This is a genomic window from Pseudoalteromonas sp. ND6B (genome assembly GCF_000764215.1).
In the GTDB taxonomy this organism is placed as follows: domain Bacteria; phylum Pseudomonadota; class Gammaproteobacteria; order Enterobacterales; family Alteromonadaceae; genus Pseudoalteromonas; species Pseudoalteromonas tetraodonis.
This window is the reverse complement of the sequence record NZ_JQFL01000089.1, coordinates 57,707-71,222: the sequence shown is the minus strand read 5'-3', so window position 1 is coordinate 71,222 and position 13,516 is coordinate 57,707. Positions and strand designations below refer to the sequence as shown.

At 40.1% G+C, this 13,516-nt stretch carries 9 protein-coding genes; 7 read left to right on the top strand and 2 right to left on the bottom strand.

Annotated features, from left to right (window positions below; all coding sequences use genetic code 11):
• Nucleotides 1-11 precede the first annotated feature (11 nt).
• Nucleotides 12-1,469, bottom strand: a complete 1,458-nt coding sequence (locus ND6B_RS00300) for a M48 family metalloprotease (protein ID WP_033104408.1) — start codon at nt 1,467-1,469, stop codon at nt 12-14.
• Nucleotides 1,470-1,481: 12 nt separating this feature from the next.
• The gene (locus ND6B_RS00305; RefSeq protein WP_033104407.1) at nt 1,482-2,132 is read right to left on the bottom strand and encodes a hypothetical protein; all 651 of its coding nucleotides are present in this window, start codon (nt 2,130-2,132) and stop codon (nt 1,482-1,484) included.
• A 143-nt stretch (nt 2,133-2,275) separates the two neighbouring features.
• On the opposite strand from ND6B_RS00305, the gene ND6B_RS00310 reads away from it, so the two are divergent.
• The 7 genes from ND6B_RS00310 (at nt 2,276) to ND6B_RS00340 (ending at nt 13,510) form a co-directional block, all read left to right on the top strand.
• Nucleotides 2,276-2,494, top strand: coding sequence for a hypothetical protein (locus ND6B_RS00310; RefSeq protein WP_033104406.1), 219 nt, complete (start codon nt 2,276-2,278; stop codon nt 2,492-2,494).
• Entirely contained in the window at nt 2,487-3,563 is a 1,077-nt protein-coding gene (locus ND6B_RS00315) for an AI-2E family transporter (protein WP_033104405.1), read from the top strand. Before ND6B_RS00310 ends, ND6B_RS00315 begins: the two co-directional genes overlap by 8 nt.
• A 107-nt stretch (nt 3,564-3,670) precedes the next feature.
• A complete protein-coding gene (locus tag ND6B_RS00320; protein WP_033104404.1) occupies nt 3,671-5,926 on the top strand; it encodes an aminotransferase class V-fold PLP-dependent enzyme in 2,256 nt (751 codons plus the stop codon).
• A 319-nt stretch (nt 5,927-6,245) separates the two neighbouring features.
• Nucleotides 6,246-7,892 carry a glucose-6-phosphate isomerase gene (gene pgi, locus ND6B_RS00325; RefSeq protein WP_033104403.1) on the top strand — a complete coding sequence of 549 codons (1,647 nt, stop codon included), beginning with the start codon at nt 6,246-6,248 and terminating at the stop codon, nt 7,890-7,892.
• 234 nt (nt 7,893-8,126) lie between these two features.
• Nucleotides 8,127-9,599, top strand: a complete 1,473-nt coding sequence (zwf, locus tag ND6B_RS00330; protein ID WP_013465247.1) for a glucose-6-phosphate dehydrogenase — start codon at nt 8,127-8,129, stop codon at nt 9,597-9,599.
• Between the two features lie 3 nt (nt 9,600-9,602).
• Complete coding sequence (gene pgl / locus ND6B_RS00335; RefSeq protein ID WP_013465246.1) at nt 9,603-10,313, top strand: 6-phosphogluconolactonase; 711 nt, start codon at nt 9,603-9,605, stop codon at nt 10,311-10,313.
• 578 nt (nt 10,314-10,891) lie between these two features.
• Nucleotides 10,892-13,510 carry a TonB-dependent receptor gene (locus ND6B_RS00340; protein WP_033104402.1) on the top strand — a complete coding sequence of 873 codons (2,619 nt, stop codon included), beginning with the start codon at nt 10,892-10,894 and terminating at the stop codon, nt 13,508-13,510.
• Nucleotides 13,511-13,516 lie beyond the last annotated feature (6 nt).

Below are 13,516 nucleotides of genomic sequence, written 5' to 3'. Positions count from 1 at the left end.
TCACTAAAGACTTAAAGCCTCGCAAGCTCTTTTTGCAATAACCGATACTGTGTGAGTAGCGCTTTTAAGCGCTGTTGCTTAACATTTTCACTTGGCTCTACAAAATTAAGCGCTTTTTGTATTTCGTCGGCCGCTTTTAAATACGCACCATACTGAGATAATACATCGGCATTGGCTTCATGGTAGGCCGCCAATTTTTCTTGTTTTTTGTAGGCGTCAGTTAAAAGCTGTTTGCCTAAACTGTGATCGGGTTTTTCCAGTAAAAACGACTTTAATATATTTTCAGCTAACTCATATTGCTCAGCCTCTAATGCCGCGTTGGCGTAATTTAAGGTGATCACTTGGTTATTTGGCCGATAATTATTTAACTCGCTTAAGTAACTAACAGCTTCTGCGGCTTTTTTTTGTGCAATGAGTAAATCTGTTTTGGTATCAATATAAAATAAGTTTTTAGGATCGTCTGCCAGTAACTCATCAAGAATAGGTTGTGCTTCATCCGTCTTTTTTTGATCAAGCAAACTAATAGCTAAACCGTATTGTAATGCTACGTTGTTATAGGTGTTTTCGCGCATTAACTTTCTAAATAAGGCTTCTGCGTTTTCGGGTTTGTTATCGTAACGCGCCAGGACTCGGCTTTTTGCTAAGTCAAAATCAAGGCTCGAGCTTACTTGGCGTTTAGGGTATTGCTCGGCACGAAGGCGAACATCTGACACACGACTTTCAGGAAGAGGGTGAGTGAGTAAAAACGCCGGTGGTTTATATTTATAACGAATTTGCGCAGCCAGTTTAGTTAAAAATTCACTTGATGCTCTGGCATCAAACCCTGCGTTGTTGAGGGTTTGCATGCCCATTCTGTCTGCTTCTTGTTCGGCAGAACGGCTATGTGTCAGCTGACTGAAAGCTGATTGTGTTTGGCTGGCTGAAATAATAGCCATACCGGCATCAGGGGCTACAACCGCGGCTAAAATACCAGCAATCATGCCTGCAATGGTAAGCCCGCTATTATCTTGTTGCTGCTGAATGCGCCTTGCTAAGTGGCGCTGGGTGACGTGTGCAATTTCATGGCCAAGAACCGATGCAAATTGACTCTCGTTATCGGCTTGGGCTATTAATCCGGTGTGTACACCAACATGGCCGCCATAAAATGCAAATGCATTGATTTCGGGATTATTTAACCAAAAGAATGAAAACCCAAAACGCACATCATTGGCGTTAGCAACTAACTTTCTACCTAAGGTTGTTAGGTATTCATCAAGCACCGGATCGTTAATCAAAGGCGATGAGCCTCTGATCTGCATCATCATCACTTCACCAATCGCTTTTTCTTTTTCAATTGGCAATGCTTGTAAGGCTGAAGTGCCTAAGTCGGGCAGTTGAAGATTGGTTTGTGCCTTTAACGGCTCACTTATCAGTAGGCTAAATGTAAGCGCTGCACTGCATAAAGTGATAAAGGCTGATTTTAGCTGCATTATATTCCTTGTTTATTTTTTATCAGGGGCACTAGCACTTGAAAGATCATCTGTGTATAAACGGCTGTCCTTTTCACATAGTTGATAAAACGCCTTTATTGTGACCCCATCAACCTTAACAATGTTCAATTGAGTTTGTAAAAAAGCAATAATTTTATGAACCACTTTGTGAGAATGTAATATAAGCGCTTTATCTGCCTCATCGCCTTGGTCTAAGTAAAAGCCAATGAATTTATGTAACTGATTAATGCGAATAACGGTTTTCATCGTCAATGGATCCCATAACCTAAACTCCATTGATTCATCATGTCGTGCGTACCTATCGATGGCGGTATCATTAGAAAAAGGGAAGGCTTGTAATTCAAAACCACGCTCGGTAAACACTTGATGCAGTGAAATTCGTGGTTTGTTATTGCTTTCTTTTTCATAAAGCTCGTTGGGGTCTATTCCCAGCGCTTCTAAATTCCAATTGCGTTTGTCGATAATACGCTTAATGGCATTATCAAATCCGTGATCTAAAATACTTTCACATTCACTTACCGACGAAGCCACTAAATGATAAAAATGCGGCAGCTCCCCCCAATTAATTTGCTTTTTAAACCAATTAATTTCTTTGAGAGTTGGATTGCTAGGCAATTGCGCTTTATTATGCGAATTAGGCATTAACGTATCCTGATAGCTAACGATGCTATAAGGATAAACCATTGCAGAGGTTGTTTTAAGAAAAAGTTAAATTTAACTGCGGTTAATCTCAATTGGCCCTGTTATAGGACTTATTATTAATGTGAATAGGTAGCGAAACGAGTATGCTAGAGCTAAATTTACGCACTTATAAATGCCCACAGCAATTTATTCAGTTTAAATTAGGGCTGCGTGATGCAATATCGTTAAAACAAGCAATTACCTTTAATATCTCACAAGAACAAAACACTGATGATATTGAACGATATTTGCAAAAAAAAGCGTATTATTACAAGTTAAATAAACAACAGGGGTTGTTATTAGTGGAGCCGTTACGTGTTTGAATATGTAAAAGCATGGTATGAAAAAAAGTTTTCTGATCCTGATTCAGTCACTTTACTTTTTTTATTGTTGGCACTGGTTGCCATGTTGTACTTTTTTGGCCCATTAATTGTGCCTGTGTTAGTGGCACTGATCATAGCTTATTTATTAGATTGGCCTGTGGTTCACTTAGAACGGTTTGGCCTTAAGCGTTTTACTGCCACCAGCATAGTAATGCTGATATTTATTGGCATTATGCTCACTTTAATATTGGTTATAGGCCCTGTGCTTTGGCAGCAAAGCAGTAACTTAGTCCAAGAAACACCGCATATGGTTGAACAAGGTAAATCGTTTTTACTCGATCTGCCTGATAAATACCCCAGCCTTATTAGCGCAGAGCAAGTACAATCGATTGTAGTAACCGTTGAAACCAAAGTTCTCGACTTTGGCCAAGTGGTATTGTCTGCGTCGCTTAATTCATTAAAAGACGCTGTAGCATGGTTAATTTACCTTATTTTGGTACCGCTACTGGTGTTTTTTATGCTCAAAGATAAAGTAGAGCTCAGTGCCAGCATTGCTAAAATGATCCCACGCCAACGCCGCTTAATTTTACAAGTGTGGCATGAAATGAATCAGCAAATAATGAATTATATTCGTGGCAAAGTATTTGAAATTTTAATTGTTGGTTCTGTGTCGTTTATTGCTTTTACCATACTGGACTTACGGTACGCCGCGCTTTTAGGCGTTCTCGTAGGCTTTTCGGTGCTTATTCCGTTTGTGGGCGCAGCGTTAGTAACTATACCAGTGGCCGCAGTAGCGCTGTTTCAGTTTGGTTTAGAAACTCAATTTTGGACCGTTTTAATTATATACGGCATTATTCAAGCGCTCGATGGCAACGTATTGGTGCCTTTATTGTTCTCTGAAGCGGTTGATTTAAATCCGGTATTTATTATTGTTGCGGTGCTATTTTTTGGTGGGCTATGGGGTTTTTGGGGAGTGTTTTTTGCCATTCCATTAGCATCATTAGTCAAAGCACTTATTAATGCTTGGTCATCCAAACACGAAGAACTCGCGCAAGAGCTCGGTCACTAAAAGGTATAGTAAACGCACTTTAATTACGAAAGATTATTATTCATTCCTGTCAAAACTATGTACTATTGGGAATAAGATATATTTTTTAGTAATAAGGTGCGTTTTTAATGTCAGAGTTTTTATTGCCAGATGAACCCAAAGCTCAAGTTTATCTCGATGCAAATGCGACCACACCTGTATTGCCCTGTATTGCAGAGGTGGTGTGCCATGCTATGCAAATTTGTTTTGGTAATCCCTCAAGTCCTCATATAACCGGCATTCAAGCCAAACACTTATTAGAACAAACTAGGCAAAAAGCCCGTACCGTCATTGGCGCGCAGCAAGGTGATATTTTATTCACCTCCGGTGCCACTGAGGGGATTCAAACCGCCATCGTATCGACGCTCATTAATGCAAAACACCATACAAAGCCAAACCCCGTTTTATTGTATGGGGCAACCGAACATAAAGCGGTGCCTAATACGCTAAAGCATTGGAATACAGTGCTTGAGATTAACGCTGATATTATTGCTATTCCGGTTAATCGTGATGGTATTTTAGATTTAGACTTTATTGCTCAGCATATTGATGACGCTTTGATGATTTGCACGATGGCCGTTAATAATGAAACCGGTGTTTACCAAGATCTAAGCGCCATAGAAAAGGTGATTCGTAGTCGTAATAGCCAAGTCACTTGGATGGTTGATTGTGTACAAGCGCTTGGCAAACAACAGCTAAACCTAAGTGAAACAACGATTGATTATGCGCCTTTTTCAGGGCATAAACTTTATGCACCTAAAGGCATAGGTTTATTGTATATTCGTCAAGGCAGCCCATACACGCCTTTTATAGCCGGTGGCGGCCAAGAAAGTGGCATGCGCTCTGGTACAGAAAACCTGCCTGGTATAGCTGGGCTCAATAAGCTGTTTAGTTTGCTGCTAGATAAACAAGACGAGACTTTTAAATCAATAGATGTACTTAACTTGTATCGAGATAAACTGCATAGCGCCTTAGTTGATACTTTTGGAAGTATTACCTTTAATCATGACTTTGCCTGCTCTGTGCCCACAACGCTTAATTTTGCAGTTAACGATTTAACCAGTAAAGAAGTTATTGATTTGTTTGACGCTGCAGGTATTAGGGTCAGCGGCGGCTCTGCATGCAGCACGGGAGCTACGCAGAGCTTTGTGCTTGATGCGATGGGAGCCTCACAGTGGCAAAGTGAAAACGCTATTCGTTTGTCATTTGGCCCTGCTGCTACGATGGCGCAAATAGATGATGCATGTGAACAAATTAGAGCGCTTAAAACGGTATTACAAGCTAACTGTTTAGTGATTTCTGATAGCAGTTTTCCTTTGCAAGAAGTATGTGCTTTAGGGCTTACCCAATTTAGACACCAAGGTGCATGTAGTTGGTTGTATGTAACAGATGATCAACATGCATTTATTATCGATCCGATTATTGAACTGATCCCTCGCTTTGAAAAAATAGTAACTACGCAAAATTTAACTATTACCGCTATTTTAAATACGCATGAGCATCAAGAACGTCACTGCGCACTTGATTTAATGCGCAGCGCACTTAAAGAATACTTAGTCGCTGGAGAGGTTGATAAATTAGGCTGGCCAACGAATAGCGACACATTGCAATTAACCACTCACGTACTCGAAAAGCTAGCCACACCAGGGCATAGCCAAGATAGCGTGAGTTATTTATTAAAAGCGAATAATGGAGATGTTCAGTATTGCTTTTGCGGTGATTTAATTTTACCTGCAGGGCTTGGAAATACCGCGCTTGATGGCGGGGATGCAATGAAAATGGCGCATTCCTTGACGATGTTAGCAGCAGAGCTGAATCCGCAAAGTGTGGTGTGTTCAGGGCATGATTACCAACAGTGCTTTGCAATGAACTGGGCTGTTCAACAGCAGCAAACGCCATTATTACAAACCTTAATTAAAGGTGATATTGATGACGCTGAATTTGCCGCACAAAAACAGCAAGCAGATTTACAACAGCACACACAAGCTAACACGCTCTGTGGTTATGTTAATGCTAAGCCTGCTGTAGAAACTTCGCAATTAAGTTTTAACCAAGCAAAAGAAATACTGGTAAAGGGCAATGCGTATTTAATTGATACCCGAGAACCTTATGAACATGGCGCTAATAATTTAAGCGTATTGCTAAACGTACCCATAGCTAAAACCTTAAATATTCCTTTAAGTCGAATGGCTCATGCACTTACGCAAGGCCAATTGGACAAAAACAACCAGTATATTTTGGTGTGTCGCAGTGGTAACCGTTCAAAAATTGCGGCAGCAAATTTGACTGAGCTTGGTTACAGCAGTGTTTATAACTTATCAGGTGGTTTAGCGTTAACCGGTTAATTGTTTTTTTAGAGGAAAGGCCGACATTTGTCGGCCTTTTTTTTGCTCGCTTTAATTTGGATCAGTTAGAAATTAATAAAATCTTCATTAAAGAGAGGGGCTGATCAGTTGTTAAATTCAATTTTTAATTTTATGATACCGGTGTCAAAAGCAAAAAATTGCGCTATTATCTGCATCAAAGCTTATAAAAATAACGCAAATTAGACTTTTTAAGCTATAATATTGGGCTTTGCTTTTTACAAAATTCGGTTGTTTTACGTCGTAAGAAATTAAATAAAGCGCTTTAAATCAATAGATTAATAAATTAGGGGATGTTTACATGGCGAGCCGTTCTGAGTTAGTAAGTTGGCAAGCACTAGAAAATAGTGCACAAAAGATGGCACAAACACATCTGAAAACTTTATTTGCACAAGACGATTCTCGTTTTTCTCAATTTTCTACTCACATTCCCGGTGTATTGTTTGATTATTCAAAACAACGTATTGATGAGAAAGTTTTCGCTCAATTAATCTCATTAGCTAAAGAGTGTGATATTGAAGCGTGGCGTGAAAAAATGTTTGCCGGTGAGAAAATAAATATCACCGAAGACCGTGCCGTATTGCATACCGCACTTAGAAATCGCGCCCATACACCGCTTATTGTTGACGGTGAAAATATTACTGAGGCGGTCGATAGCGAACTTGCTAAAATTAAAACCTTTGTTGAAAAAGTACGCAGCGGGCAGTGGTTAGGTTACACCGGTAAAGCGGTGAAAGATGTAGTGAGTATTGGAGTAGGGGGGTCAAACCTAGGCCCTCAAACGGCGACTGAAGCACTTAAAGCAGTGGTTGATAAGCCGTTAAACGTTCATTATGTTTCTAATGCTGATGGCGTACAAATTGCGTCAGTATTGAATAAAGTTGACCCTGAAACAACGTTATTTGTTATTTCGTCAAAAACCTTTACTACCTCAGAAACCATGACCAACTCAAAAACAGCGGTTGATTGGTTTTTAAATAGCGCCAAAGATAAAAGCGCCATAGCAAAGCATTTTGTGGCAGTAAGCACCAATTTAGAAAAAACCGCGGCATTTGGTATTAGTGACGAAAACGTATTTACTATGTGGGATTGGGTTGGGGGTCGTTTTTCACTTTGGAGTGCCATTGGTTTACCTATTGCACTTTATGCCGGCTTTGAAGCATTTGAAGCTATTTTAGAAGGGGCGTTTGAAGTTGACGAGCACTTTAAGTCGGCACCGCTTGAGCAGAATATTCCTTTAATTATGGCGTTGTTGAGTGTATGGAATACCAGCTTTTTAGGATTTGATTCGCAAGCTATTTTACCTTACGACCAAGCATTACATATGTTGCCTGCGTATTTACAACAGGGTGAAATGGAAAGTAACGGTAAGCACGTCACTTTTGATGGGCAAACCGTACCTTACACTACCGTGCCTATTATTTGGGGCATGACGGGAATAAATGGCCAGCATGCGTTTTATCAATGTTTGCACCAAGGCAATGTAATTGTCCCTGCGGACTTTATTGGCTCTGTAAAACCACAGGTTAGCGTTGATAAGCATCACAATATTTTATTATCGAACTTTTTTGCACAAACCGAAGCATTAATGAACGGGGTAGATGCGCAGCAGATAACCGCTGATTTAGCAGCCAAAGGCAAAACGCCTGCGCAAATTGAAATGCTACTAAAGCATAAAATTCATCAAGGAAACCGCCCAACAACGTCTATATTATTAGACACGGTTGATGCAAAAGCGGTGGGTCGTTTAATTGCACTGTATGAACATAAGATTTTTTGCCACGGTATTCTTTTACAAATATGTTCATTTGATCAGTGGGGCGTTGAGCTTGGTAAAGGTTTAGCCTCTAAAATTGAAGCTGAATTAACCGACGATAACGTGGTTAATGAGCACGACAGCTCAACACAGGGCTTGATGGCGTACTACAAACAACACCGTACGCAGTAACACATTTACTTATTGCACAATAAGTAACCAAATACCTTTGAACGGGTAGCGCTGGAGTCCTAGGGCCTGTATTTTTGTGAGAGGAATTACAGTGTCCCTAGACCCATTTTTTATGGCGCATATAACGAACAACATTAGTAGGCTTTGTGCTAAGGCCTGCATATCCAGATAATAAACCGCTATAACTGATTACCAATACGGTAGTGGCAGGTAGCATAAACGTAGAGAGTAACTATGCTTAATCCTTTTGATATTATAATTTTTGGGGGCGGTGGTGATCTTGCGTTACGCAAATTACTTCCTGCAATGTATCGAGCATATCAAGAAGGTAACTTACCGCAAGGCTCACGTATTTTGCCTACCGTGCGCGAACAAAGTAAATGTGATGAATACATTGATACCGCACACAAAGCATTACAAGAATTTTTAAGCGAAGGCGAGTATAACGCTAAGGATTGGAAATCGTTCTCAGCGTTTTTAGTGCCTGTAGTGAGTAATGTTACCGAAGCGGATGATAACTGGGATGTACTGAAAAAGATTCTTGATGAAGACGACAGCGATAAATCTCGTGTGTTTTACTTATCTCTTCCGCCAGCTGTGTATGGCACTTGTTGTGAAATTCTATCTACTAAAAAATTAATAACAGCCAATTCACGTGTTGTTGTAGAAAAACCAATTGGCTATTGTGGCGAGTCTGCAGAAGTTATTAATGCGAAAATTGCACAGTACTTCGACGAAGATCAAATCTTCCGTATTGATCACTATCTAGGTAAAGAAACCGTTCAAAACTTAATGGCATTGCGTTTTTCAAATTCATTATTTGAAAACATGTGGGATGCTAAATCGATTGATAACATCCAAATTAGCTTATCAGAAACGGTAGGGCTTGAGAGCCGCGCTGGTTTTTATGATAAAGCCGGTGCTTTGCGTGACATGGTGCAAAACCACTTGTTACAGCTACTTTGCTTAGTCGCAATGGAGTCACCGCATAAACTTAAAGCCAATAGTATTCGCAATGAAAAGTTAAAAGTATTAGAAGCATTACGCCCATTAGAGGGCAGCGATGTTGATGACAATATTATTCGTGGGCAATACGTACCGGGTGATTTAAACGGTAAAATAGTCCCAGGTTACTTAGAAGAGCTAAACGAAGGGGCAAGTAAAACTGAAACCTTCGTGGCTATTCGTGCGCACATTGATAATTGGCGTTGGGCGGGTGTGCCTTTTTACCTGCGTACCGGTAAACGTATGGCAAAGCGCTGCGCTGAAATTGTGGTTGAATATAAAAAAGTATCTCATAACGTGTATGAGGACAGCGTAGGTAATATCGAGCCAAACCGTTTGGTGATCCGTTTACAACCACAAGAAAGCATTCAATTAACGCTGATGTCGAAGCGTTTAGATAATTTAGACATGCAACTTGAACCTGTAACGATGAACATTGAGCTGTCGCAAGCATATAGTAATGGCTTTCACTCAGATGCTTACAAACGTTTAATGCTTGATGCTGCAGCGAATAATCCATCATTATTTATTCATCGTGATGAAGTACGCCAAGCATGGAAGTGGATTGATCCAATAATTGAACGTTGGCAAGAAAAAGGTAAACCAGCACTGTATAGAGCCGGTAGTTGGGGCCCTGAAGATGCAGATGAATTATTAGCAGAGAATAATCATGTTTGGTTTAATACTGGCGATAAGGCATAAGTGATGGCAACAATAGTAGAAAAGTTTTTTGACGATAAAGCTGCGCTGACTGATGAATTATCTCAGTCGTTAGAGCATGCTTTACGTGATGGTATTGAACGTGATGGCCGTGCAGTATTAATGGTTTCAGGCGGTTCATCGCCAGAGCCGGCTTATAAACATTTATCGACCCTTGATTTAAATTGGGCAAACATTGATGTTGCTATGGTTGATGAGCGCTGGGTTGAGGCAAGTCATGAAAAGAGTAATGAAGCATTCATCAAGCGTACTTTGTTACAAAACCATGGTGCAGCGGCTAATTTTATTAGCATGAAAAATACAGCAGCCACTGCAGAGCAAGGGGTAGATGCCTGTGAAGCGCAGTTTCAAGCATTAAAACGTCCTTTTGATGTGACTATTTTAGGCATGGGCCCAGATGGCCACACCGCGTCATTATTCCCACATGCACAAGGCCTGAAAAACGGCCTAGATTCAAGCCAACTTGTGTGCGCTATCAACGCGATACAAAGTGACGTAACAGGCAGTATTACTGAGCGCATGAGCTTAACGTTAAATGCGATTGCACAATCTAAAGTAGTTAAATTGCTAATTAGTGGCGATGAAAAGTTGGCTGTTTATAAACAAGCTTTAGCGGGGGGCGATGTGAATGACATGCCGTTACGTGCGGTATTAAATCACCCTGAGATCAACATTGAAGTGTATTGGGCGCCCTAATTTTAATATAAATTAGATGTGCGCTAAACCTCTTTGTATTGATGGTTTAATGAAAGGTCAGTCGCTTTTGCTACTGACCTTTTTTATTGCTGATCTGTTTTACTCTTTGCTGAATTATAAAAAGCAGCGCAGAGATAAAGATGAAATGCTGAGTATTGCCTCCACAATTAGCAGTATAAAATAGGCTTTTATACCGATTGTAAATACTGAATAAATTTTACTTATAGCCAAAAAATCAAATGGTTATATTTATTAAACACTAACTCACAAGCATGTTTTACGGTTTGAAAATTCCTACTCACCACGTCGTTTTAAACAAAATCAATTTAAAAATGCTTCAAGTACATGCTGGAAATGTGAACGAATTAAAATAATTTAATTCGGCTTTTTCATGCAATAATTAATTTCTTTAAAATCATTTGCTTAATGTTGAATTAGCTGTTTTTCATACAAAAGAGCGGAAAAATGTAGCAAAATTGTAATTTTGCATGTATGGTTTGTTACTACTATGACAGCGCTGTCATGGCGGTAGGCAAAATGATAAACAAAAACCAACAAAATGATTCAAGGGGAATCCTGTGTTAGCTAAAAATTTTAAAAAAAGCTTATTAGCAGTAAATATCGGCTTAGTAATGGGAGCCGGGTTCACTGGTGCTGCATTCGCAGCCGATGAAACTAAAGTTCAAGAAGATGTTGAAGTAATCCAAGTTACGGGTATTCGCGCTTCAAATAAAGAAAACTTAAACGGCAAGCGTTTTTCAAATGCCGTTGTTGATGTTGTAACAGCTGAAGACGTTGGTAAGTTTCCTGATGGCGATGTAGGTGAATCTCTTGGTCGTATTTCTGGTGTCAGTGTATCTCGTCAATTTGGACAGGGTCAGCAAGTATCTATCCGTGGTGCATCAGCACAATTAACACGCACATTACTTGACGGTCATACTGTTGCCTCAACTAGCTGGTTCGATCAACAAGCGGTCGATCGTAGCTTTAATTATTCATTACTACCTTCTGAATTAGTAGGTGGCTTAGAAGTTTATAAATCATCTCAAGCTAATCTAGTTGAAGGTGGTATCGGCGGTACTGTAATTGTTAAAACTCGTAAACCGCTAGATTTAGATGCAAACACTGTATTTGCTAGTGTTAAAGCTGATTACGGTACAGTATCTGAAGAGACAGATCCTGAGCTTTCAGGCTTGTACAGCTGGAAAAATGATGGTGAAACATTTGGTATCTTAGCTGCGGGTTCATTATCAGAAGTAGATTATCAACGTAACGGTATTGAATCGTCAGGTGGTTGGAGTGGCGGTATGGCACCCACAACCTTCCAGCAAGCTCGTGAGCGTACTGCGTATAACGTAGCTATGCAATATCAGCCATCAGATTCGCTAGTTTTAGGTCTAACTTATACAAGTTTAGAGCTAGATGCTAACAATGCTAACTCGCAAATCATTATATTCCCAGGTGATGGTTCATGTGAACAAACGAACGCCTCAGGTAACTGTGTTTCGCGTAATATCGACGGCAATGGCACGGCTTTTTTCCAAACATGGGCGCGTAAAGCAAGCATGAAGTCTGATACTATTGACTTAGATTGGAAATATGACTCAGAGTTATTCACCTTTAAAGGTCGTGTAGGTAAAACAAGCGCAGACAGTGATGTAACAACGGCAAACTATGGTATGTTTGCAAATAACAATAGCGACTTAAATGGGTCTATTGATATGACTGGCGACGTGACTAGATTTAATTTAGCTAACCAATCATACGATGCTAGCATTTTACCTGATACCATCAGCCCACAAACTTGGGCGCCTGAATACAACCCTGATTCAGATGAAGAAAGTTACTTAAATTTAGACTTTGAAATTCCTGTTGAGCTTGGTGTTATTACCGCAATTAAAACGGGCTTAAGATATGCCGATCACAAAGTTGTACAAGATGGTAATGCAGCCAATGTGAATGCCGATTTAGTACCTGTACGTAATGCTAATGAATACTACCCAGGTACCGTGACTGCCGGTGGTGGTTTTGTAATACCTGAACCTGATATGGATCTAATGATTGCTGATTCATTAGCAATGACAGAAGGTTATACAGCACGTCCACAAGCATACGGCACCATAGAAGAAGAAAACTTTGCTTTATATGCGATGGCTGATTTTGACACCGGTGGTATTCGCGGTAATTTAGGTGTTCGTTACATATCAACTGATATTTCGTCAGATTACTATGATTTAAGTGATGAAGGTGTTTACGACTCGACGTTATCTACAGACAAAGCCGATTACAGTGAGTTCTTACCAAGCTTAAACGTGGTTATGGATTTAGCTGACGACTTAATCTTACGTACCTCAGCAGCACAAGTTATCTCTCGCCCTAATTACGCAGATTTATTTGCAACGCGTAATCTAGCGGGTTATACAGATAACCGTCCTTTAAATGAAGTGTTAAATACGGGTAATGTAGGTTTAAGTCCATTTAAAGCGTTCCAAGCAGACATTGGTGTTGAATGGTATTTTGATGACGATGCTATGTTAAGCGTCACTTACTTCACTAAAGAAGTAAGCTCATTTATTTCTACCCAACAACAAACAAACCAACAAATTGGTATCGACATCCCAGTTTATACGACTAACCCAGATGCCGGCGAGCCACCGTGTGGTGCTCAGCAATATGACTGTTGGACAGTAAGCTCATCAACAAATGGTACGGGTGGTTCAATCGAAGGTATTGAGTTCCAAATTCAAGATTCATTCGATAACGGCTTTGGTTATTCATTTAACTACACCTATTCAGATGCGAAAGCACCAGCAGAGAATTACCCAGACCGTGTTGGGGTATTCTCTGATTCATCTAAAAACAGCTATAACGTAGTTGGTTTTTATGAAAATGATGATTTCTCTGCCCGTTTAGCATATAACTGGCGTTCAGAGTTTATTATTCGTGAAGCACCAGGTTGGTACGGTAACCGCGAACATCAAGACTACGGACAGCTAGATTTCAGTGCAACATACTCTGTAACTGATTACTTAGATGTTACTTTCGAAGGGATTAACCTAACAGAGGAAGACAGCGTTCAGTTGGGTAACAATGATGCATCTACCTCATTACCAAACCCTGATTTACTGAATGACTTCCCAGTGTGGAGTTTTGAAGGTGAAGCACGTTACAAGCTTGGTGTAACAATGCGTTTTTAATACGCT

What these genes read in the sequence shown, in the direction of transcription:
- ND6B_RS00300 (WP_033104408.1), bottom strand. Translation starts at nt 1,469, where the DNA reads ATGCAGCTAAAATCAGCCTTTATCACTTTATGCAGTGCAGCGCTTACA.
- ND6B_RS00305 (WP_033104407.1), bottom strand. Translation starts at nt 2,132, where the DNA reads ATGCCTAATTCGCATAATAAAGCGCAATTGCCTAGCAATCCAACTCTC.
- ND6B_RS00310 (WP_033104406.1), top strand. Translation starts at nt 2,276, where the DNA reads ATGCTAGAGCTAAATTTACGCACTTATAAATGCCCACAGCAATTTATT.
- ND6B_RS00320 (WP_033104404.1), top strand. Translation starts at nt 3,671, where the DNA reads ATGTCAGAGTTTTTATTGCCAGATGAACCCAAAGCTCAAGTTTATCTC.
- pgi (WP_033104403.1), top strand. Translation starts at nt 6,246, where the DNA reads ATGGCGAGCCGTTCTGAGTTAGTAAGTTGGCAAGCACTAGAAAATAGT.
- zwf (WP_013465247.1), top strand. Translation starts at nt 8,127, where the DNA reads ATGCTTAATCCTTTTGATATTATAATTTTTGGGGGCGGTGGTGATCTT.
- pgl (WP_013465246.1), top strand. Translation starts at nt 9,603, where the DNA reads ATGGCAACAATAGTAGAAAAGTTTTTTGACGATAAAGCTGCGCTGACT.